Consider the following 19615-nt stretch of genomic DNA (forward strand, 5'->3'; position numbering starts at 1 on the left):
CATCCATCACTCTAGGGCTGCTCCTTTCATTGTTTAAGTTGCTATTTAATTAGCAAACGGTAAACTCGCCAAAATGCCATTATACAATTTTAAAACGACGTAAACTAAAAGTGATAATAATATTGTCCAAGTAAAAAGCTCAAAAACTAGTAGCCCAATCGTTCCACTCATAGACATAAAGTGGCTCATTTTATAAATAAGATAAATAAAATAAATAAAGACAGTTAAGACAAAAATCCCAATTAAAATATAAATAAATTGAATAGCAAAGGCTGAGCATATTGCACCGACAACTAAAATTATGTAACCGCCTCGTGCTTGATGAACTGTCGCACCTTCATTGTCTTTTGAGAAAAATAACATTCCCAGCTCGTGAATAGTTTCCCCTACTAATTTTAGTGCTGAAAATAGCATAAAAAAGATGACAGCAAAGACAATAAGCAAAAAAACACGTAGTTCGAAATCGGATAAAAATTCACGCATGCCAGAATATACGCCAATTGCTTGAAAAATTTGCAACGATTCACTTACAGCATACATCCCAAATGTTAAACTGAATAACAAAATTGTAATTAATGGTAAATAACCATAAATATAAGGGTTCTTCATAAAATTTTTTTTCCTCTGATTCTATTGATAACTTCCTATTTATAATATAGCCAAATTTCTTCCACTATCGCAAGTTAAATCCTATTAGTGCATATGCATTCATACAAAAAGTACGTTATAATTGACATACTACCTGCATAAAGGAGGATTTTTTTGTTACAAGTACTTTATATTTTCATTCCAATGCTTGCCGCAATATTTGTGCCATTTTTATATAAAAGCATTAAAAATATTCATACAGGCTGGTTTGTTCTTGCAGTACCTGCTACACTTGCGATTATTTACGCCTCTTATATCCCAAAAGTAGCAGATGGTGAAGTATTTCTTGAAGAGCTTCCTTGGATTCCATCGCTCGATATTTCCATCGTTTCTTATATAGATGGACTTAGCTTGCTATTCTCATTACTAATTACTGGAATTGGTTCATTGGTCGTACTTTACTCGATTTTTTATTTAGACAAACATAAAGAAAAATTACATAATTTTTATGTTTATTTATTATTATTTATGACCGCGATGCTTGGAGTAGTTCAGTCGGATCATTTAATTACTTTGTACTTTTTCTGGGAGCTAACATCTATTTCATCATTTTTACTAATCGGTTACTGGTATAACCGTGATGCCTCTCGCCTTGGTGCACTTAAGTCTATGATGATTACGGTCGGTGGCGGCTTAATGATGTTGGGAGGATTTGTCCTTCTTTATTTAATGGGAGAAACGTATTCAATCCGTGAACTTATTGTCATGGCACCTAATTTAGTGCAGGATCCGTTATTCACATGGTCGCTCGTTTTAATACTTCTAGGTGCCTTTACGAAATCCGCACAATTCCCATTCTACATTTGGCTACCAGATGCAATGGAAGCGCCAACACCAGTTAGTGCATACCTTCACTCCGCAACAATGGTAAAAGCAGGTATTTATTTAGTTGCACGTTTTACACCGATTTTTGCTGTTTCTGAACTTTGGATATGGCTTGTTACAGGCGTTGGTATCTTAACTTTATTCTGGGGATCTTTCTTTGCAGTGAAACAAACAGATTTAAAAGGAATTCTTGCATTCTCTACCGTGAGTCAGCTTGGACTTATTATGTCATTGCTTGGAGCTAGTGCCGTAGCGTTTCATGGCAATGGAGCAACAGATTCTATTAAATTTGCTGCTTTTGCGGCGATTTTCCACCTTATAAACCATGCGACGTTTAAAGGTAGCTTATTTATGATTGCCGGTATTGTCGATCATGAAACAGGTACGCGTGATATTCGTAAACTCGGTGGTTTAATGAGTATTATGCCGCTTAGTTTCACAGTCGCAGCAATCGGAAGCTTATCAATGGCTGGTCTACCACCATTTAATGGCTTCTTAAGTAAGGAAATGTTTTTAACTGCCATGCTTGCACTTCAAAATTTCGAATTTTTCGGCTTTGATACGTGGGGAGCACTCTTCCCTATTATCGCTTGGGTTGCTAGTATTTTCACATTTATCTATAGTTTCTATTTTGTCTTTAGAACATTTACTGGTAAATATACACCAGAGAAATTACCTCATAAACCACATGAGGCACCAATTGGCATGCTAATTTCGCCAATGATTTTAGCAGCATTAGTCGTAACAATATTCTTTATTCCAAACTTTGTTGGTGATACTTTTGTAAAGCCAGCAGTACAAGCTATTCAACCATTCTTATATGATTCACCAAAGGATATTGATATTCATGTGTCTGCTTGGCATGGTGAAATCACACCTGAATTACTCATGACAATTGGCATAGTAATTATTGGGTTTCTCTTGTTTGTAGCATTACCGAAATGGCAGAACATCTATGAAAAATTCCCACGAGCTTTGACATTAAATAATGCGTACGACAAAATTATGCTCGGACTAGATGTTGGGTTAAATCGTGTATCACGTCTTTATATGACAGGCTCTATGCGTCACTACCTGCTATATATGTTTAGTAGCATTGCAGCAATTGTTATAGGTTCTTTATTTGTGAAAAATGCTTTTACAGTCTCCTTCCAAGACACTGCACCTATTCGTCCTTACGAAATCATTTTAGTTGTAGTTTTAGTCATTGGAACGTCCATTACAATTTTGGCAAAGTCACGTTTAACAGCCATTATAGGTCTTGGCGCTGTCGGCTACACAGTGGCATTATTCTTCGTTATTTTTAATGCTCCTGATTTAGCATTAACACAACTTGTCATTGAGACGATTTCTGTAGCACTATTTTTACTAGCGTTTTATCATCTGCCTAAGCTTGGTAAACGAGAAGAACGCATGAGATTCCAATTAAATCGCGCGATTGTTTCAATTGCAGTCGGTGTTATGGTTACTCTTGTAGCGCTGTCTGCACAATCACAAAAATTGATTCCATCTATTTCGAAGTATTACGAGGAAACAGTTTATTCAAAAGCCGGCGGTGGAAACATTGTCAATGTTATCTTAGTAGACTATCGTGGCTTTGATACATTATTTGAAATTACAGTGTTAGCTATTGCTGGGATGGCCATTTTAGCAATGATCAAGCTACGCATGAATAGAAAGGAGAAATCACATGAAAACAAATGATGTAATTATACAATTTACAGCAAAAATTGTATTCTTCATTATTTTCTTCTTCTCCATTCATATTTTTCTTGCTGGACATTATACTCCTGGGGGCGGCTTTGTAGGTGGATTGTTAACATCGAGTGCCATTGTGCTCTTAGTCCTTGCCTTTGATTTAAATACGGTTCGTAAGGTATTACCAATAAATTATACGTATTTAACAGCAATTGGCTTACTACTAGCCTTTGCAACGGCCGCTTTCCCTATGTTTTTGGGCAAACCGTTTTTTACACATTTCTTTGATTATTTCGATTTACCGCTTCTAGGCAAACAGTCATTACACACGGCGATGCTTTTTGATAGCGGTGTCTATTTGGTTGTTGTCGGCGTTACGATGACCATTATTCAAACAATTGGGGAGGATGAATAATGGAAATAATTATGGCGTTTGTCATCGGCTTTCTGTTTATGGCAGCGGTTTATTTAATCTTATCTAAAAGCTTATTGCGCATTATTATTGGGACAGGTCTTTTAAGTCATGGTGCCCACCTTCTCATTTTAACGATGGGTGGACTTGGCGGTGAAGCACCCCCTGTTTTAAAAGAAGGGGCGAAAACATTTGCAGACCCTTTACCACAGGCGCTAATTTTAACAGCCATTGTTATTAGCTTTGGGGTAACAGCGTTCTTCCTTGTACTTGCTTACCGTTCTTATCAGGAGCTCGAGACAGATGATATAAGTTTAATGAGAGGAAGTGATGAGGATGAATAACTTCCTTCTACTACCAATTATCATTCCGTTCTTCTTCGGCATGATTTTAATGTTTGGGCAAAAGAATTTAAAATATCAGCGTTCATTCGCATTACTTGGTATAGGACTTGCACTTATATCAGCCATTTCACTGCTAATAAAGGTGAAAAATGATGGTATTCAAAAGGTGACATTCGGGGATTGGCCTGTGCCATATGGCATTACGATGGTTTCAGATATGGTGTCTGCATTACTTGTCACAACAACGTTGCTTATCACCTTCTTTGTTGTTTGGTATGGCTTTGGTTCCATCACAAAGGAACGTGAACGCTTCTTTTATTACCCTGGAATCATGTTTATTTTAACTGGGGTTAATGGGGCATTTACGACAGGTGATATTTTTAACCTTTTCGTGTTCTTCGAAGTATTGTTAATGGCCTCGTATTTACTCATCGTTCTCGGTGGCGAAAAAGGGCAGCTTAAAGGTTCCATTAAATATATTTTAATCAATGTTATTTCATCTGCATTATTCGTTATTACAGTTGCCCTCCTTTACTCTGTAGTAGGTACATTAAACATGGCAGATATTGCAGTAAAAATTGCTGAAATCGATCAACCAGGCATTATTACTGTTATAGCTGTACTATTTTTAATGGTATTTGGGTTAAAAGCGGCTATTTTCCCGCTATACTTCTGGCTTCCAACATCTTATGCGGCAGCACCTATACCCGTGTTAACGTTATTTGGTGCACTACTAACAAAGGTCGGTATTTACGCGATTACTCGAACGTATACATTGTTCTTTGTTCATGATTTATCGTATACACATGATTTACTAATGGCATTAGCCATTGCAACAATTATTGCAGGCTGTATTGGCGCACTTGCCTATTATGATGTTAAGCTCATCATTATTTATAACATCGTCATTGCTGTAGGTGTTATTTTATTCGGTGTATCTCAAATGAATGAGGTTGCTCTAAAGGGGGCAATGTTTTATTTAATTCATGACATGCTTATTAAAGCAGCACTCTTTATGTTGATCGGTATTATCATCTACATTACCGGCACATCTGATTTACGAAAAATGGGCGGTCTTATGAAGAACTATCCTGCTCTTGGTTGGTGCTATTTAATTGCTGCATTGGGTTTAGCAGGAATTCCCCCACTTAGTGGCTTTGTCGGAAAACTCTTGATTGTCCAGGGTGGTTTTGAGGCAGGTAGTATGTGGAGTAGTATATTTATTTTAGCTTCATCACTTCTCGTTTTATTGTCTGTTATTCGTATTTTCCTTTATGCCTTCTGGGGTGAAGAAAAGGAAACAAAGGGTACAGTCGATAAAAAAGTCTATCATACACTGTTTGTACCTACTGTCCTTTTAGTGCTCATTACCGTAGCATATGGTGTTGGCTCTGAATGGATTACACCATTCATGGACGATGCCGCAAAACTTTTAAATGATCCATCTATTTATATAGATGCTGTATTGAAGGAGGATTAGAGTTATGGCATTTCAAATTATTTTAAATTTTGTACTTGCCTTCGTCTGGATGTTCCTTTCTTCTAATTTCACAGCAACAGGCTTTATTGTTGGGTTCATTCTCGGTATTATATTGATCATTATTATGCGTAGATTTTTTACTACACGTCTTTACGTCTACCGTATCTGGGCAATTATTAAGCTAACTTTACTCTTTTTAAAGGAATTAGTGTTAGCGAATATTCAAGTTCTTCAAGTGGTTTTAAAACCTAAGTTGAATATGCAGCCTGCATTCTTTGCCTATCCGACTGTTTTAACACAAGAATGGGAAATTACTTTATTATCGAGTCTTATTACTTTAACGCCTGGTACAGTAGTAGTGCATGTATCAGATGATGCAAAAACTTTGTATGTACACGCGATCGATATTAGCGATGTCGATGAAGCAATTGCAGCAATTCGAGATTCATTTGAGAAAGCAATTTTGGAGGTGAGTAAATCATGACAACGTTTATTATTGCTGCGATTGTAGTGATTTGCTTATCGATGATTGCAGTCGTTTATCGAATGGTTAAAGGTCCTTCTGCATCTGACCGTGTTGTAGCATTGGATTCATTAGGTGTGTCAGTAATCTCGCTAATTGGACTGTTTTCAATATTGGTTGAAACAAGCTTCTTCCTTGAAATTATTTTATTGTTAGCGATATTATCGTTTATCGGTACTGTTGCATTCTCTAAATTCATAGAGAAAGGAGATATCATTAAACGTGACAATTCTCGCTAATAGTTTAGTTATCTTTTTCATTTCTATAGGGGTGCTATTTATTGTCGTGACAGCCATTGGTCTTGTCCGTTTACCTGATTTATACACACGTGCTCACGCTGCTTCCAAAAGTGCAACGCTCGGTGTCATGTGCGTACTCATTGGCGTATTCTTTCACTTTTGGCTGATTGAAGATCACTTCAATCCCCGCATTTTGCTAGGTATATTATTCCTGTTCATTACAGGTCCTGTTGGAGGACATATTATGACCCGCTCCTCATACATCGCTGGCGTAAAGCCTTGGAAAGGCACAGTACGTGACGATCTAGGACCTGAAATTGATCGAATGAAAAAGGAACAAGGCATTAAATAACTTATCTAAAACATATGGCCAATGAAATCATCTAGACTTCATTGGCCATTTTTTAATTACTTGGATAGCATAAAAAACTCTTTTTCTAACCCGATCCCTTCCCAAAAGTTTAATGCTAAGTCATTTTCTAAATCTACATAAACATTTATTACAGAAGTATCGTGCTCGTCGTCAATCCAATTCACTAAATCATCTACTAGACGTTTAGCAACCTTCTGTCTTCTATAAGTAGGTATTACATAAACTTCATCTATTTGGCCATAGTTCATATCATAAATTAAATCTTTTTTTATCGAAGCCATTCCAAAACCAATAATTTGATAGTTGTCATTAGTTGCAATATAAATAACCCCATATTTTGATTGAATATATTGTTCTAGCTGTTCCTGAATACCTTGTCTTTCACTCTTCTCTAATTCACTATCTGCCGTTTCTATGGCATTTTCATTCCACAGTCCCACTATTTCATTTAATAATTTCGGGTTCACATCATCTTTGGTTAGTAATTGAATATGTACGCTCATTTTTTTCATCTCCTATAACATTTGATAATTAAATCATCTCACAACAAATGGAATAACTCTATAAGAAATGGAAAAATTCGGGTTCATCACCATAACGTGTGGTTGATTTCCGTTCCGACTGGGCGCTTTGCCGCTGACGCTTCGCTTTCGCGCAGAGCAGAGCTTCCTGGGGGCGTCCGATGAGCCGCTTCACTCGCGTTGCTCGCTCCAGGGTCTCATCTGTGACGCTAATCCCCAAGGAGTCACCCAGCCTCCACTCCAATCAACTTATTTACATAGTATATGTTTTAACAAATGTCAGCCACAACTTTTGGTGATGAGCCAAAATTCGGACCTTAACCAAAAGATGTGGATGACATTTTAAAATATATGTCCTTTAGATATGGTAATGAGCCAAAAATTTCTCACAAAAAAATCTGCTTCATCAAAAGCAAGCAGATTCTTTAAGAAAGCAATTTTTATTAAATATATCCTTTTGAAGTTAAAATGTCTGTGAGCCGGTCTACACATTCTTCAATGGAATTACGTTCTGTGTCTAACATAATTTCTGGATTTGCTGGTTCTTCATAAGGCGCACTAATACCTGTAAAGTTTGGGATTTCTGCATTCCGTGCTTTTTTATAAAGCCCCTTTGGATCACGCTTTTCACACGTTTCTACAGAACACCTCACATATACCTCTATAAATTCTCCTTCTTCTACCAGCTCACGTACAACTTGACGATCTTCCCTATAAGGAGAAATAAAAGCTGTTAATACAATTTGACCACTTTCTACAAAAAGCTTAGAGACCTCTCCGATGCGACGAATATTTTCCTTTCGGCCTGCTTCGTCAAATCCTAAATCCTTATTCAAGCCATGACGAACATTATCACCATCTAAGACAAATGCTTGATTGCCACGTTCAAAGAGCCGGTGAGCGAAAGCATTCGCCACAGAAGATTTTCCGGAAGCCGATAAACCTGTGAACCATAAAATAAAGCTTTGATGTTTATTTTGTGTATGACGCTGCTCTTTCGTAATGGATGCTTCATGCCAAACGATATTCGAACTCACTTTAATACCTCCTTACGCATTCCTTTAATCAGTACATCAACAACCTCTTTACGACTAAATGTACTTGGTGGCACTTCACCATTACGTAACATTTCACGAACTTTAGTACCCGATAAAATGACGTGTGCTGAGCTATCATGAGAACAAGTTTTCGTCGTTGCCATGCCCTCACATTTGTTACAATAGAAGCTATGCTCAAATTTTAACGGAACAATCCCTACTTCATCTTCAGAAAATTGTTCAAAGATTTTTTGTGCATCGTATGTGCCATAGTAATCACCCACACCTGCATGGTCACGCCCGACGATAAAGTGCGTACAGCCATAATTTTTTCGTACAAGTGCATGGAAAATGGCTTCCTTTGGTCCTGCATAACGCATTGCAGCTGGAAACACCCCTAATTGCACGCGATTTTCAGGATAATAATTTTTAAGTAGAACCTCGTAGCTTTCCATACGAATTGCGGCTGACACATCGTCTGATTTCGTTTCCCCAACAAGCGGGTTTAAAAATAATCCATCAATTGTTTCAAGTGCCGCCTTTTGAATATATTCATGTGCCCGGTGTACCGGATTACGTGTTTGGAAGCCAACAATCGTTTTCCAGCCCTTTTCTGCAAACAGATGACGAGTTTCAATCGGATCAAATGAATAGGCGGGAAACTTTTGCTCAAGACGTTTTATTAATGTAATTTTGCCGCCCACATAAATACTTGGGCGTTCATGCAGCTTTTTAACACCGGGATGCTCTAAATCCTCTGTTCCATATATTAATAATGCCTCTTTCCGCTTATTCGGTTCATAAATATCAGCAACTTCGATCACACCATAAACAGCATCACCATAAACTAATTTTGCCTCATCGCCAGACTGTAATGTTGCCGCCACTTCCTTTGTTATAGGTAATGTAATCGGAATACTCCACACCACGCCTGATGCTAAACGTGTATGCTCAACAACGGATTCATAATCTTCCTGCGTTAAAAAACCTTCAATTGGACTGTAACCGCCGATAGCAATTAACTCTAAATCACTAAGTGAAATGGCATCAAGCTCAATAACTTTTTTTATTTGTGTTACATCCTTCTTTGGATTAAAGGCTTGCACTAATCGTCCACCATGTGGTTGTAAACTCATCAAAATCTCCTCCTATTTTTATTAAATTACTATGTTTTATATTTAAGCAGATGTGTTAATTAACTATTTTTATCCATCACAATTAATTAGAAGGCTCTGATTTCCGCTACGGGCTACTCGCTTCGTCGTAAGTTTTTATGCGCATGGATTGGGGTTCCCACTGTTTTGATCAGCTTCCATTTTAAAGTGATCGGGTCTCACTCTGATTTGATTGGCTTCCCTTCAAATGTAATCGGGTTCCACTCTGATCTGATCGGCTCCAATTCAAAAGTGATTGGCTCCCTCGCTGATTTAATTGGCTCCCATTAAATACCTTCACCTGCGTCATATATTGAGCGCTCTTCTTCACGCATTGTTCGCATTAAGCTAATGACACCAAGCGTTCCAACAATAATACCGCCAGTTAATACGATGGCATAGAAATCTTTCTCTAAGAATAGCTGTACTAAAAAATAAGAAATGACTAAAGAAAAAATTGGCGAGACAATCCAAATTCGGATTATTTTTTTCACGATATGCTTATGAAAAATTTGTTTACCGTTTTTGGCCATCCCCATTCCAATGATGGAAGAGGATGTTACTTGTGTTAACGGTACAGGAAGCCCGAAAATAGAGCTAATACCGACAAGTAGTGCTCCTGTACTCGATATCAATATCCCCTCTGCCTTCTCAAAGCGCATAATTTTTTTACCGTTTGTTTCAAGTACTCGCTTCCCTAGTAGCATAGCACCGAGCGCCACAAATGCCCCACCAAGCCATATTCCACTTGTTACGCCCATCACGCCTGCACCAACAAGTGGGCCAACTGCATTTGCTACGTTATTCATCCCTGCTGAAAATGCTTCGAAAAATCCGGCAAAGACAAGAAGAATCGTTAAAATCGGTCGATCCTTTAATAAGCCTTTGCCTCGTAATTTATACAGCCACTTACCAAATACAAGTGCGATGACAAACGCAATAATCGGAATAATGACCCAAAATGAAATGATGACAAGCAATGATTTTACATATAACACTTTATAGGCAATCCCAACACCTACAACTGCTCCCACTGTTACTTCACTCGTCGATAGGGGGATGCCTAAAAGATTAGCTAGGAATAGCGAGCTTGTGGCAGAAATCAAAATAATAATGACAATCTTTACAGTAATGTACTCCTGTGGCATAATGCCGGAGCTAATTGTTTTTACTACCTCTCCACCACCAAGTACAGCCCCACTAAAAACACCCACTGAGCAAATTAACAATGCTTGCCAAGCTTTTTTGATGGCACCTGCACCGTAAGCAACCCCCATTGAGGCTGCCGCTCCACTGGCCCCTATATTCATCGCAAAAAATAAACTAATTGCTATCGCAACATATTCAAGCATGGCAAAACTCCTTTATTCATGTAATCCACACTCAGTTTTACCAGATCCCTGCCATCTACCTGAACGTAAATCATCCAACGTAAATGCTGGTTTTGTACAATGCTCACAACCAACACTTGGATAGCCTCTGTCGTGTAAAGGATTGTAAGGCAAATCATGCTTTGTGACATATCGCCAGACATCATTCCATGTCCAATGAATGAGTGGGCAAATTTTAATCGACTTAAATTTATCATCACGATTGATGAAGTTTGTATTTTGACGAGTTGCTGATTGTTCACGACGTAAGCCTGAAATCCAAGCCTTTGCACCCGCTAACGCTTCATGTAATGGCTTTATTTTGCGAATTTCGCAGCATTTATTTGGATTAGACTTCCATAGTTCTTCGCCATATTGTGCTGCTTGCTGTGCTAGCGTAAGTGCTGGTTTTTGCATAATAATGTTAAGCTGTGGATATTTTTCTTTCACTCTGTTAATCGTTTCATATGTTTCCTTAAAATGAACACCTGTATCTAAAAAGATAATCGTAGCATCAGGCTTCACCTTTGAAATAAGGTCAATCAAGACAATTCCCTCAATTCCAAAGCTACATGCATAAACGATATCCTCTCCGTATTCTGCATAACTCCACTGTAAAACCTCCAGTGCAGCTTTATAAGTTTCATCAACATTAAAATCCATTGTTGGCTCATGCCAAGTTGCATATGTTAACATAATAGTCCCCCTCGTAACGAAAAAAGACGTTCTAACGCAAGACATAGTAATAGACATGCCTTTGTTAAAACGCCTCTAGTTTGACTAGCCAGCTTATTATGAAACGATGGTATTAGCTACCTCGTTCTACATTACTTCCTCTTATCCCCAAGATAGACTAAGTACACCTAGCAGACAACTAGGTTTTATAAAAAATTCATTTTTTAATGCGCGAACACCCCAGACATCGTTCTCGTTAAATAAGCCATATCTACTGCTTGAACTTATCGTGCTGATGGAGCTATGTCGTGAATATATTGATGAATGTTTAGAATCAATTAGCTTAAGGTTAGTGATCATGTAATTGTCAGTTCACAGTGATTAACGGGTTAATTATGAAAATCTCGCCCGTCGTAAACAGCTGTTACATAGCCTGCACGAATCACAAAATCACCGAAATGCTCGCCTTCTAAACGTTCCTTAGCATAGTGCAGAAGGATCGGACGAAGTTCTGCTAAAATTTCCTCTTCCCCAATATTTTCACGATAGATTTTATTGAGACGATTACCAGTAAAGCTTGCTCCTAAATACATATTATATTTCCCTGGGCCTTTACCGATAAATCCAATCTCAGCCATTGCCGCACGTGAGCATCCATTCGGACAGCCTGACATACGAATAACAATTTCTGTATCGTTTAAGCCTGCTTCATCGATGATTGTTTCAATTTTTGTAATTAGAGAAGGCAAGTAACGCTCCGCTTCTGCCATCGCTAAACCACATGTTGGTAATGAAACGCAAGCAATCGCATTACGACGCAATGCAGAATAGTGCGCACCATCTGTAAGCTTATATTGCTCAATAATAGTAGCGATTTTTTCCTTCTTTTCTGATGTTACATTACTAATCATTAAATTTTGGTTTGGTGTTAAGCGGAAATCACCCGTATGCACTTTAGCAATTTCGCGTAATCCTGTTAGAAGCTCGTAGTTTTCAAAGTCTTTAATACGGCCATTCTGAATAAATAATGTATAGTGCCATTTGTCGTCTGCACCTTTAATCCATCCATATTCATCACCTGTACGCTCAAAGGTAAATGGACGAGCTTGTTGGATGTCCCAGCCTAGACGACGCGTCAGTTCATCATTAAACCATTCAAGTCCTCTAGCATCAATAGTATATTTAAAACGTGCATTTTTACGCACTGAACGATTCCCATAATCGCGCTGAATCGTAATAATTTTCTCCGCTGTTTCCAATAGTTTATCAGGAGTAATAAAACCAATGACGCGAGCGAGCTGGGGATATGTTTCATGATCACCATGTGTCATGCCCATTCCTCCGCCAACTGCCACGTTAAAGCCTACTAACTGATCATCCTCAACAATGGCAATGAGTCCAATATCTTGGGAGAATACGTCCACATCGTTACTTGGTGGAATAGCAATACCAATTTTAAATTTACGCGGCAAATATTGAGCACCGTATATAGGTTCAATTTCTTCATCCTGACTATCTACTACCTTTTCACCATCCAACCATAGCTCATGGTATGCTCGTGTTCTAGGTAGTAAGTGCTCACTTAATTTTGCGGACCAGTTATAAATTTCCTCATGTAATGCGGATTGGTTTGGATTCACATTACACATCACATTACGATTCACATCCCCACAGGCAGCGAGAGAATCCAATAATACCTCATTAATTTCCTGCATATATTTTTTGACATTCCATTTTAATATCCCATGTACTTGGAATGCCTGACGTGTTGTTAATTTTAAGGAGCCATTGCCATACTTTCTCGCCATTTCATCCATTACTAGCCATTGTGCTGATGTTGCTGCCCCCCCTGGTGTTCGTACGCGCACCATAAATTGATAAGCTGGCTCTAGCTTTTGACGTTGGCGTTCATTCCGAAGATCACGATCATCTTGTAAGTAACTACCATGGAATTTCATCAAACGATTATCATCCTCTGGAATACCTGAGCTTAATGGATTATTCATCGTACGTTCAAGTGTTCCACGTAAATAGTTACTATCGCTCTTAATACGCTCTACATCACTAGGCTTCCCCGGTTGTGGAGGTAAAATAATTTTTTCAGTCATTTTTTTCGCCCCTTTATTAATCAATTTCGCTTTGACGTAATTGCGTCCGGATTTTGAATTGTGCCAACACAATTCATTCCTTTCAAAATCCGTGACATCCGCCGGAGGCTTTATCTTCATTCAGTAGGCTGAATGAAGATAAACGTCACGTTGATAGCGTTTCTGTTTTTTAAGTTCATTGACAAAGGCTTTTGCTTCCTCTGGCGTTTTTTGCCCTTGCTGCTCAATGACGCGATGTATTATTGCATCAACATCTGTCGCCATCGATTTTTTATCGCCACAGACGTAAATGACAGCTCCTTGCTCTATCCATTCATAAAAGGCAACAGCATTTTCCTCAATTTTATGTTGTACATATATTTTTTTATCTGTATCACGGGAGAAGGCGACATGCATTTGACTTAGTGTGCCTGAAGCAAGCCAACGCTGCCAATCTGTTTGGTAAAGAAAGTCTGTTACAAAGTGTTGATCGCCAAAAATTAGCCATGCTTTTCCTTCGATACCTAGTTCCTCACGCTCCTCTAAAAATGCACGGTACGGAGCAATCCCTGTACCGGCTCCAATCATAATAATCGGTGTGTCCTCATGCTCTGGCAATCTAAAGTTCGGATTTTTTTGAACATATATTGGTAATGAATCACCAATTTGTACACGCTCTGCAACGCTACCAGAACAAACGCCAAGTCTTTGTCGTCCATTCGTCTCATAGCTTACTTTCCCAATTGTTAAATGTACCTCTTCACTGTTTGCCTTCTGACTACTAGCAATTGAATAAAGTCGCGCTGGAATTTTACGTAACAATTCTACAAATTGTTGTGCATCCCATGTAAATGGTGCAAAGTCTTCCACAGTATCGAGCAAATCTCTCCCATTTGCATAGTCCTTCCAGGCACTCGTGTCTTCAAATAGCTTTGTAAATTCCTGATGCACCGTAAAGGCACCTATTTTTTGTAACAACGGCTTAGATAGCACTGTTATTTCTAGCTTCTTTAGTAATGCATTCTTTAATGGCAGTGTTTCTTCAAATACGTTTACTTCAGTTTGTGGATCAAACTGTAACGCTGTTATTAAAGCATCGACTAGTTTTTCATCATTTTCTGGTTGAATCCCAATACTATCCCCTGGTTCGAAATGAAAATTTGCATCCTCGATTGATAATTCAATATGACGTGTTTCTTTGTTTGAGCCGCGGCCATTTAAGTTAATGTTTTCAAGTACTTCAGCATAAAACGGATTTTTACGAGAATATGTAGTGTCTCCTTGTGCTGTCTGATTTTGTGTAGTAGACGTAGTAGCTTTATCCGTCTGTTGAAGTAATTCCTGCTGAACAGCTGAGAACCATTGTGCTGCCACATCATCATAATCTACATCGCAATCTATACGAGGGACGATTCTAGTTGCCCCTAACTTAGCAAACTGCTCATCAAAATCCTTTCCTGTTTTACAGAAAAATTCATAGGAGCTATCGCCTAAAGCTAACACTGAATAATGAAGATGCTCTAACTTTGGAGCACGCTTGCTATGCAAAAATTCGTAGAACTGAATCGCTTGATCAGGTGGGTCCCCTTCCCCATGTGTGCTAACAATGAGTAAAAGATTTGTTACCTTTTTTATATTGTTTGGCTTAAACGTTGCTAACGATGAGATTGTTACGTCAACTTCATTGTCTTTCAATGCTGAGGCGTATTTTTCAGCTAACCCCTGGCTATTGCCTGTTTGTGAGCCATATAAAATCGTCACTGTTTTGGTGAATGGTTTTACTGTCGGCTTTGTTTCTTCAACAATGGTATCAATAGTTGCTAGTGGAGCACTTAGATAGCCGTTTAACCAAATCCTCTGTTCTCTTGTTAGTTTAGGAAGCAACTCATTTAACAGCTTTACCTGCTCCTCATTAAATGGACTGTTTATTACATGCAGTTTCAATCTTGCCACCTCACGTATCATTTTCTTTTCTTAGTAAATTATCTGAATTCGAGCTCACCCCCATAATGCGGGGTTGATCATACTAGACCGACCCTATCCTTTAACCAATACAAAATTATCGGAGTCGTATTTTTTCCTTCTTTTCAATTTGGACCACGTAGGAATTTTGTACAATCAATGTAATGGATCCATGATTCATCGTATTTAAAATTTGGCGGACATTATCTAATGCTAGATTTATATTTTCAGTCCTTTTATCTACCATTACAAACACCTTCCTCATTTAATTGTAGTAATTGATAAATACGTTCCACTAAAACTTTCTTTACATTATCGTCATAGCCTAAACTTTCACATAAAATAATATGATTGTTTTCATAGGCCTGTAATCGCCTTGCTATGCTTTGGCGCAAAATCCCAGTAAACAATAAATACGGTACTATAAATACTTGATTGGACCCATTCTTCTCTTGCTGTAGCCAATCTTCAAACGTAGGACCTTTTCCATATAAAAAGCATGTGTCTACAACTCCATAAGCATATTTGTCACGTAATCTTGTTGCAATTTTGGCTAAATCGCTCTTTACTGCAGGATCACTACTCCCACGACCTATTAGTAAAACACTTGCATTGTTAGTAGGTAACCTTGCTTCTAAAACTCTAGTCTGTAGTGTGTCGATTAATAGTTCATGGACACCAAGCGGTTCACCGTATGTAAAGCGCACTTGTGGATGCTGTTTTTTTGCTTGATCAATCTCACTTGGAATATCATGCTTTGCATGCTGCGCAGCTAATAATAAAATAGGCATGACGGCTATAGCTGTAGCCCCTCGTTTAATACAGTTATCTATACCTTCAGCAATAGTTGGCGCCGTGAGCTCTAAAAAACAAATTTCTTGGATTGGTAACTCAATTTCCTGTTGTACGCTCTTTAGAAAGTTAACTGCTTGCTCCACTCCCGCCTTTACACGACTTCCATGAGCGATATATAAAATAGCTTGCATGAACCCACATCCTTACACAGAATTTTCCGCCAATTTAGGCTGTGGAATATTTTGCTCGAACCATTGAATTTGTTCCCTTAAGGCAACAACTTTTCCCACTACAATTATGCTTGGATTTTGAATATTTTCTTGCTGCACTATATCTTCAATATTGGCTAAAGTACCAGTGACTGTTTTTTGCTGAGAAAATGTACCCCAATGGATGAGTGCTACTGGTGTTTCCTCAGTACGACCATACTTGAGCAGCTGCTGACGGATATAAGGAAGATTACCGACCCCCATATAAATCGCAATTGTCTCAATCCCTTTTGCAAGACTTTCCCATCGAATTGCATCGTCCTTGCCCTCTTGCATATGTCCAGTGACCATTGCAAAACTTGAGCTTAAATCACGATGTGTAACTGGAATCCCTGCATAGGCTGGCGCTGCTATCCCCGAAGTGATGCCAGGTACAATTTCGAAAGGAATATTATGCTGTGCTAATACCTCTGCTTCCTCAGCGCCTCTTCCAAAAACGAATGGGTCACCTCCCTTTAATCTCGTCACAACCAATCCTTGCTGTGCATAGCTGACAAGTGATCGATTTATCTGTTCTTGAATCATGGCATGCTGCTGAGGCATCTTACCGCAAAAGATGAGCTTAGCCTCTCGTTTTGCATAAGATAATAGCTCTTTATTGATGAGTCTGTCATATAGAATGACATCTGCACATTCGATACACCGTAATCCTTTGACAGTGATAAGATCAACATCGCCAGGACCAGCACCTACTATAAAAACTTTCCCCATTTGATTTCACTCCTTCTCGTCTCTTAGATAGATAGAGATCGATTTCGCCTTGGCGTAATTGTAGCTGTCGCTACAGATAAACAATGCGTCCGGATTTTGGATTGTGCCAGCACAATTCATTCCTTTCAAAATCCGTGACATCCGGTGGAGGCTTTAGGCCAACGTGATGTTGGTCACTCAGTCATCGCCACAGGACGTGGCGTTCTTAGACTGAGTTCCTTTATATCAGCAGGTGTTTAGACATATCCTGAAAAGGAACCACACCCGTATTCATCTCCTCATCTTTAGAGATAGTAGTCTTCTCTGAATGAAGATAAAAAAAAGACTCAAATTATCCATAGGCATAGCGGGACCTGTGAATAATAAGAGCCTCTAGTTTACTAGTCAGCTTCGTTTCTAATCCTTAGTAATGTAATAAGAATAATAAACAATTCAGTGTAGTCTTGTCAACAATTTTTTTAATACTTAGTTACTAATTTTCATTCAATTACAAAACGCCTTTAACTTTTTGTCATTTCCAATTAAATGTTATTTACTCAATTTATTTAGGAAATATTTAAATGGCTACAATTATTAAAGGAAAAACCAGCTGTCGATTTTGTTACCGACAGCTGGTTTGCAATTTTTGTGATGATCTTTATTTTATTCGAATTAATACGGTCGATAACGAGGCCGTCTATATGGTGGATATGGTGGATATGGTGGATACGGTGGATATGGTCGATAGCCAGGATAGTAAGGATATTGATTAAATTGCGTTCCTAGTAAACCTCCTAAAAACCCTCCAAAAAACGGCGCACCGAATGTCCAAAAGCCTCCTCCTGGATAACCTCCGAAAAATGACATATGCTTCCTCCCTTTTTACTCTATCGTATGAAGGAAGATACATATCTCACATGTATATCGCCTACTCTATTTTTCTTCTCCTAAACGTTGCACAAAGTTTGCTAGTGTACGTACCATTACACCTGTACCACCTTTTGGGCCTAGGTCATGTACAGCAATCGCATCTGATGTCCCTGCAATATCTAAGTGTATCCATGGTGTATCACCAACAAACTCACCAACGAAGCCTCCACCAAAGATCATATGTCCATCACGACCAGGAGAGTTATTTAAATCAGCAACATCTGATTTACGAATTCGCTTTTTATCACTTTCTGTTAAAGGCATACGCCATACAAACTCATCAGTCTCTTGTGCAGCTTCCATGAAATCCGCAAAGAATTCATCATCATTAGCAAGTGCACCCGTTTTATCCATACCAAGTGCAGTAATGACTCCACCTGTTAACGTTGCAACATCGATAAGGGCAGTAGCACCTTGTTGCTTAGCGTATGTAGTAGCATCTGCTAATACTAAACGTCCCTCAGCATCGGTATTTAAAACCTCAACCGTTTTGCCACTATATGTCGTAATAACATCATCCGGCTTAAATGCTGTGTCAGATACCATATTATCGGTAGAACCAATCACTGCAACGACGTTTTTATTAGGACGTAATTCACCGATGATTTTCATGGCACCTAGCACTGCTGCCGCACCGCCCATATCGCCCTTCATGCCTACCATTGCATCTCTTGGCTTTAAGGAATAGCCACCTGTATCATACGTAACCCCTTTGCCGACAAGGCCAATTGGATCCTCAAAATCTTCAGTCGCTTTATATTTTAATGTTATTAAACGAGGTTCTTCATGGGAGCCTTGATTGACACTTAAAATACCACCCATACCTAGTTCTTCTAGTTGAGCTTTATCTAAAATTTCAACCTCAAAACCATACTCCACTGCTAGAGATTCTGCATAGTTAGCTAAATCTGTCGCTGTAAGTAGATTTGGTGGTAAATTGATTAAGCTACGTGCTTCATTTACTGCATCTGCATAAATAGCGCCAACCTCAAAGCTTGCCACAACCTCATCTATGTCATCAACAGTAGTCACAAGATGAACAGCGTCAATACGCTTATCTACTTCATTTGAAGTTGTTTTGTAATGAGGAATTGAATAATAACCAAGACCTGTTCCTTCACCAGCTAAAAATGCAACATCTGCCACAGTAATAGCATCTGTCGTAAACGATTCAAGCCAAATTGAATATTCTTTAACTTTTAAAGCTCTAAGTTCCTTGCCGACCAATCCAAATGCTGCACGAACATCGCTTTCTGTTAAATTTTTCCGGTCATCTAAACCAACAAATAAAATACGTTTAAGATTTGGGTGACTCTTCAAGAATGGTAATTTCGTCATTTTTTTTAGCTCAGTAGAAACATCCCCTGCACTAATCCACGCATCAAGGGTTTCTCCATAAAATGATGAAAAGCTTGCCCAATCCTGCATTTGCTCACGATGTTTAGTGACCCCTACTACTAACACCTCAGTAGAAATCGTTTCAAATGTTTTTGCTTCTTTTACAATATGCATGTAAATTCCTCCATTCATTACTTTATTATACCTAAATTTCAGAAAACGCGTAATATTTGGCTTTTAGAAAA

General features: G+C 38.5%; 21 protein-coding genes. 7 read left to right on the forward strand and 14 right to left on the reverse strand.

Annotation, left to right across the window (positions count from 1 at the left end; genetic code table 11):
- Nucleotides 1–45 precede the first annotated feature (45 nt).
- Complete coding sequence (locus AB9L17_RS19760) at nt 46–609, reverse strand: DUF5366 family protein (RefSeq protein ID WP_068985293.1); 564 nt, start codon at nt 607–609, stop codon at nt 46–48.
- A 153-nt stretch (nt 610–762) separates the two neighbouring features.
- Between AB9L17_RS19760 and AB9L17_RS19765 the strand changes: the two genes are divergently transcribed.
- Genes AB9L17_RS19765 through mnhG form a run of 7 tightly spaced genes read left to right on the forward strand, consistent with a single transcriptional unit; the run spans nt 763 to nt 6521 of the window.
- Nucleotides 763–3177 carry a Na+/H+ antiporter subunit A gene (locus tag AB9L17_RS19765; RefSeq protein ID WP_083227048.1) on the forward strand — a complete coding sequence of 805 codons (2415 nt, stop codon included), beginning with the start codon at nt 763–765 and terminating at the stop codon, nt 3175–3177.
- Nucleotides 3164–3586, forward strand: coding sequence for a Na(+)/H(+) antiporter subunit B (locus AB9L17_RS19770; RefSeq protein ID WP_068985294.1), 423 nt, complete (start codon nt 3164–3166; stop codon nt 3584–3586). Before AB9L17_RS19765 ends, AB9L17_RS19770 begins: the two co-directional genes overlap by 14 nt.
- Nucleotides 3586–3927: a Na(+)/H(+) antiporter subunit C gene (locus AB9L17_RS19775; protein ID WP_053593262.1), complete on the forward strand. Its 342-nt coding sequence runs from the start codon at nt 3586–3588 to the stop codon at nt 3925–3927. The genes AB9L17_RS19770 and AB9L17_RS19775 overlap by 1 nt, the downstream gene beginning before the upstream one ends.
- On the forward strand, nt 3920–5407 hold the full coding sequence (locus AB9L17_RS19780) for a Na+/H+ antiporter subunit D (RefSeq protein WP_068985295.1): 1488 nt from the start codon (nt 3920–3922) through the stop codon (nt 5405–5407). The genes AB9L17_RS19775 and AB9L17_RS19780 overlap by 8 nt, the downstream gene beginning before the upstream one ends.
- Nucleotides 5408–5411: 4 nt before the next feature.
- The gene (locus AB9L17_RS19785) at nt 5412–5891 is read left to right on the forward strand and encodes a Na+/H+ antiporter subunit E (protein WP_068985296.1); all 480 of its coding nucleotides are present in this window, start codon (nt 5412–5414) and stop codon (nt 5889–5891) included.
- Nucleotides 5888–6169 (forward strand): Na(+)/H(+) antiporter subunit F1, encoded by a 282-nt coding sequence (locus AB9L17_RS19790; protein WP_068985297.1) that lies wholly within the window; start codon nt 5888–5890, stop codon nt 6167–6169. The genes AB9L17_RS19785 and AB9L17_RS19790 overlap by 4 nt, the downstream gene beginning before the upstream one ends.
- The gene (mnhG, locus tag AB9L17_RS19795) at nt 6153–6521 is read left to right on the forward strand and encodes a monovalent cation/H(+) antiporter subunit G (protein WP_068985298.1); all 369 of its coding nucleotides are present in this window, start codon (nt 6153–6155) and stop codon (nt 6519–6521) included. The genes AB9L17_RS19790 and mnhG overlap by 17 nt, the downstream gene beginning before the upstream one ends.
- 56 nt (nt 6522–6577) lie before the next feature.
- Here the strand turns inward: mnhG and AB9L17_RS19800 are convergent, their stop codons facing one another.
- The 13 genes from AB9L17_RS19800 to AB9L17_RS19860 all read right to left on the reverse strand — a co-directional run bounded on the left by AB9L17_RS19800 (nt 6578) and on the right by AB9L17_RS19860 (nt 19544).
- Nucleotides 6578–7045 carry a GNAT family N-acetyltransferase gene (locus tag AB9L17_RS19800; RefSeq protein WP_068985299.1) on the reverse strand — a complete coding sequence of 156 codons (468 nt, stop codon included), beginning with the start codon at nt 7043–7045 and terminating at the stop codon, nt 6578–6580.
- A gap of 58 nt (nt 7046–7103) precedes the next feature.
- A complete protein-coding gene (locus AB9L17_RS19805) occupies nt 7104–7283 on the reverse strand; it encodes a hypothetical protein (RefSeq protein WP_068985300.1) in 180 nt (59 codons plus the stop codon).
- 223 nt (nt 7284–7506) lie between these two features.
- Complete coding sequence (gene cysC / locus AB9L17_RS19810) at nt 7507–8100, reverse strand: adenylyl-sulfate kinase (RefSeq protein ID WP_068985301.1); 594 nt, start codon at nt 8098–8100, stop codon at nt 7507–7509.
- The gene (gene sat / locus AB9L17_RS19815; protein WP_068985302.1) at nt 8097–9236 is read right to left on the reverse strand and encodes a sulfate adenylyltransferase; all 1140 of its coding nucleotides are present in this window, start codon (nt 9234–9236) and stop codon (nt 8097–8099) included. The genes cysC and sat overlap by 4 nt, the downstream gene beginning before the upstream one ends.
- Nucleotides 9237–9541: 305 nt before the next feature.
- On the reverse strand, nt 9542–10606 hold the full coding sequence (locus AB9L17_RS19820; RefSeq protein WP_068985303.1) for an inorganic phosphate transporter: 1065 nt from the start codon (nt 10604–10606) through the stop codon (nt 9542–9544).
- A gap of 12 nt (nt 10607–10618) precedes the next feature.
- A complete protein-coding gene (locus AB9L17_RS19825; RefSeq protein ID WP_375199672.1) occupies nt 10619–11320 on the reverse strand; it encodes a phosphoadenylyl-sulfate reductase in 702 nt (233 codons plus the stop codon).
- Nucleotides 11321–11688: 368 nt separating this feature from the next.
- The gene (cysI, locus tag AB9L17_RS19830; RefSeq protein WP_068985305.1) at nt 11689–13407 is read right to left on the reverse strand and encodes an assimilatory sulfite reductase (NADPH) hemoprotein subunit; all 1719 of its coding nucleotides are present in this window, start codon (nt 13405–13407) and stop codon (nt 11689–11691) included.
- A gap of 120 nt (nt 13408–13527) precedes the next feature.
- Nucleotides 13528–15330, reverse strand: coding sequence for an assimilatory sulfite reductase (NADPH) flavoprotein subunit (locus tag AB9L17_RS19835; protein ID WP_375199673.1), 1803 nt, complete (start codon nt 15328–15330; stop codon nt 13528–13530).
- A 115-nt stretch (nt 15331–15445) separates the two neighbouring features.
- Nucleotides 15446–15595: a YezD family protein gene (locus AB9L17_RS19840; protein ID WP_083227049.1), complete on the reverse strand. Its 150-nt coding sequence runs from the start codon at nt 15593–15595 to the stop codon at nt 15446–15448.
- A complete protein-coding gene (locus AB9L17_RS19845; protein ID WP_223555797.1) occupies nt 15585–16334 on the reverse strand; it encodes a sirohydrochlorin chelatase in 750 nt (249 codons plus the stop codon). The genes AB9L17_RS19840 and AB9L17_RS19845 overlap by 11 nt, the downstream gene beginning before the upstream one ends.
- A 12-nt stretch (nt 16335–16346) precedes the next feature.
- Entirely contained in the window at nt 16347–17123 is a 777-nt protein-coding gene (gene cobA, locus AB9L17_RS19850) for a uroporphyrinogen-III C-methyltransferase (RefSeq protein ID WP_223555800.1), read from the reverse strand.
- A 651-nt stretch (nt 17124–17774) separates the two neighbouring features.
- Complete coding sequence (locus AB9L17_RS19855) at nt 17775–17969, reverse strand: uroporphyrin-III methyltransferase (protein ID WP_375199674.1); 195 nt, start codon at nt 17967–17969, stop codon at nt 17775–17777.
- Nucleotides 17970–18035: 66 nt separating this feature from the next.
- The gene (locus AB9L17_RS19860) at nt 18036–19544 is read right to left on the reverse strand and encodes a leucyl aminopeptidase (RefSeq protein WP_223555803.1); all 1509 of its coding nucleotides are present in this window, start codon (nt 19542–19544) and stop codon (nt 18036–18038) included.
- Between the last annotated feature and the right edge of the window lie 71 nt (nt 19545–19615).

The organism is Lysinibacillus sp. RS11 (genome assembly GCF_042019215.1).
In the GTDB taxonomy this organism is placed as follows: domain Bacteria; phylum Bacillota; class Bacilli; order Bacillales_A; family Planococcaceae; genus Lysinibacillus; species Lysinibacillus xylanilyticus_A.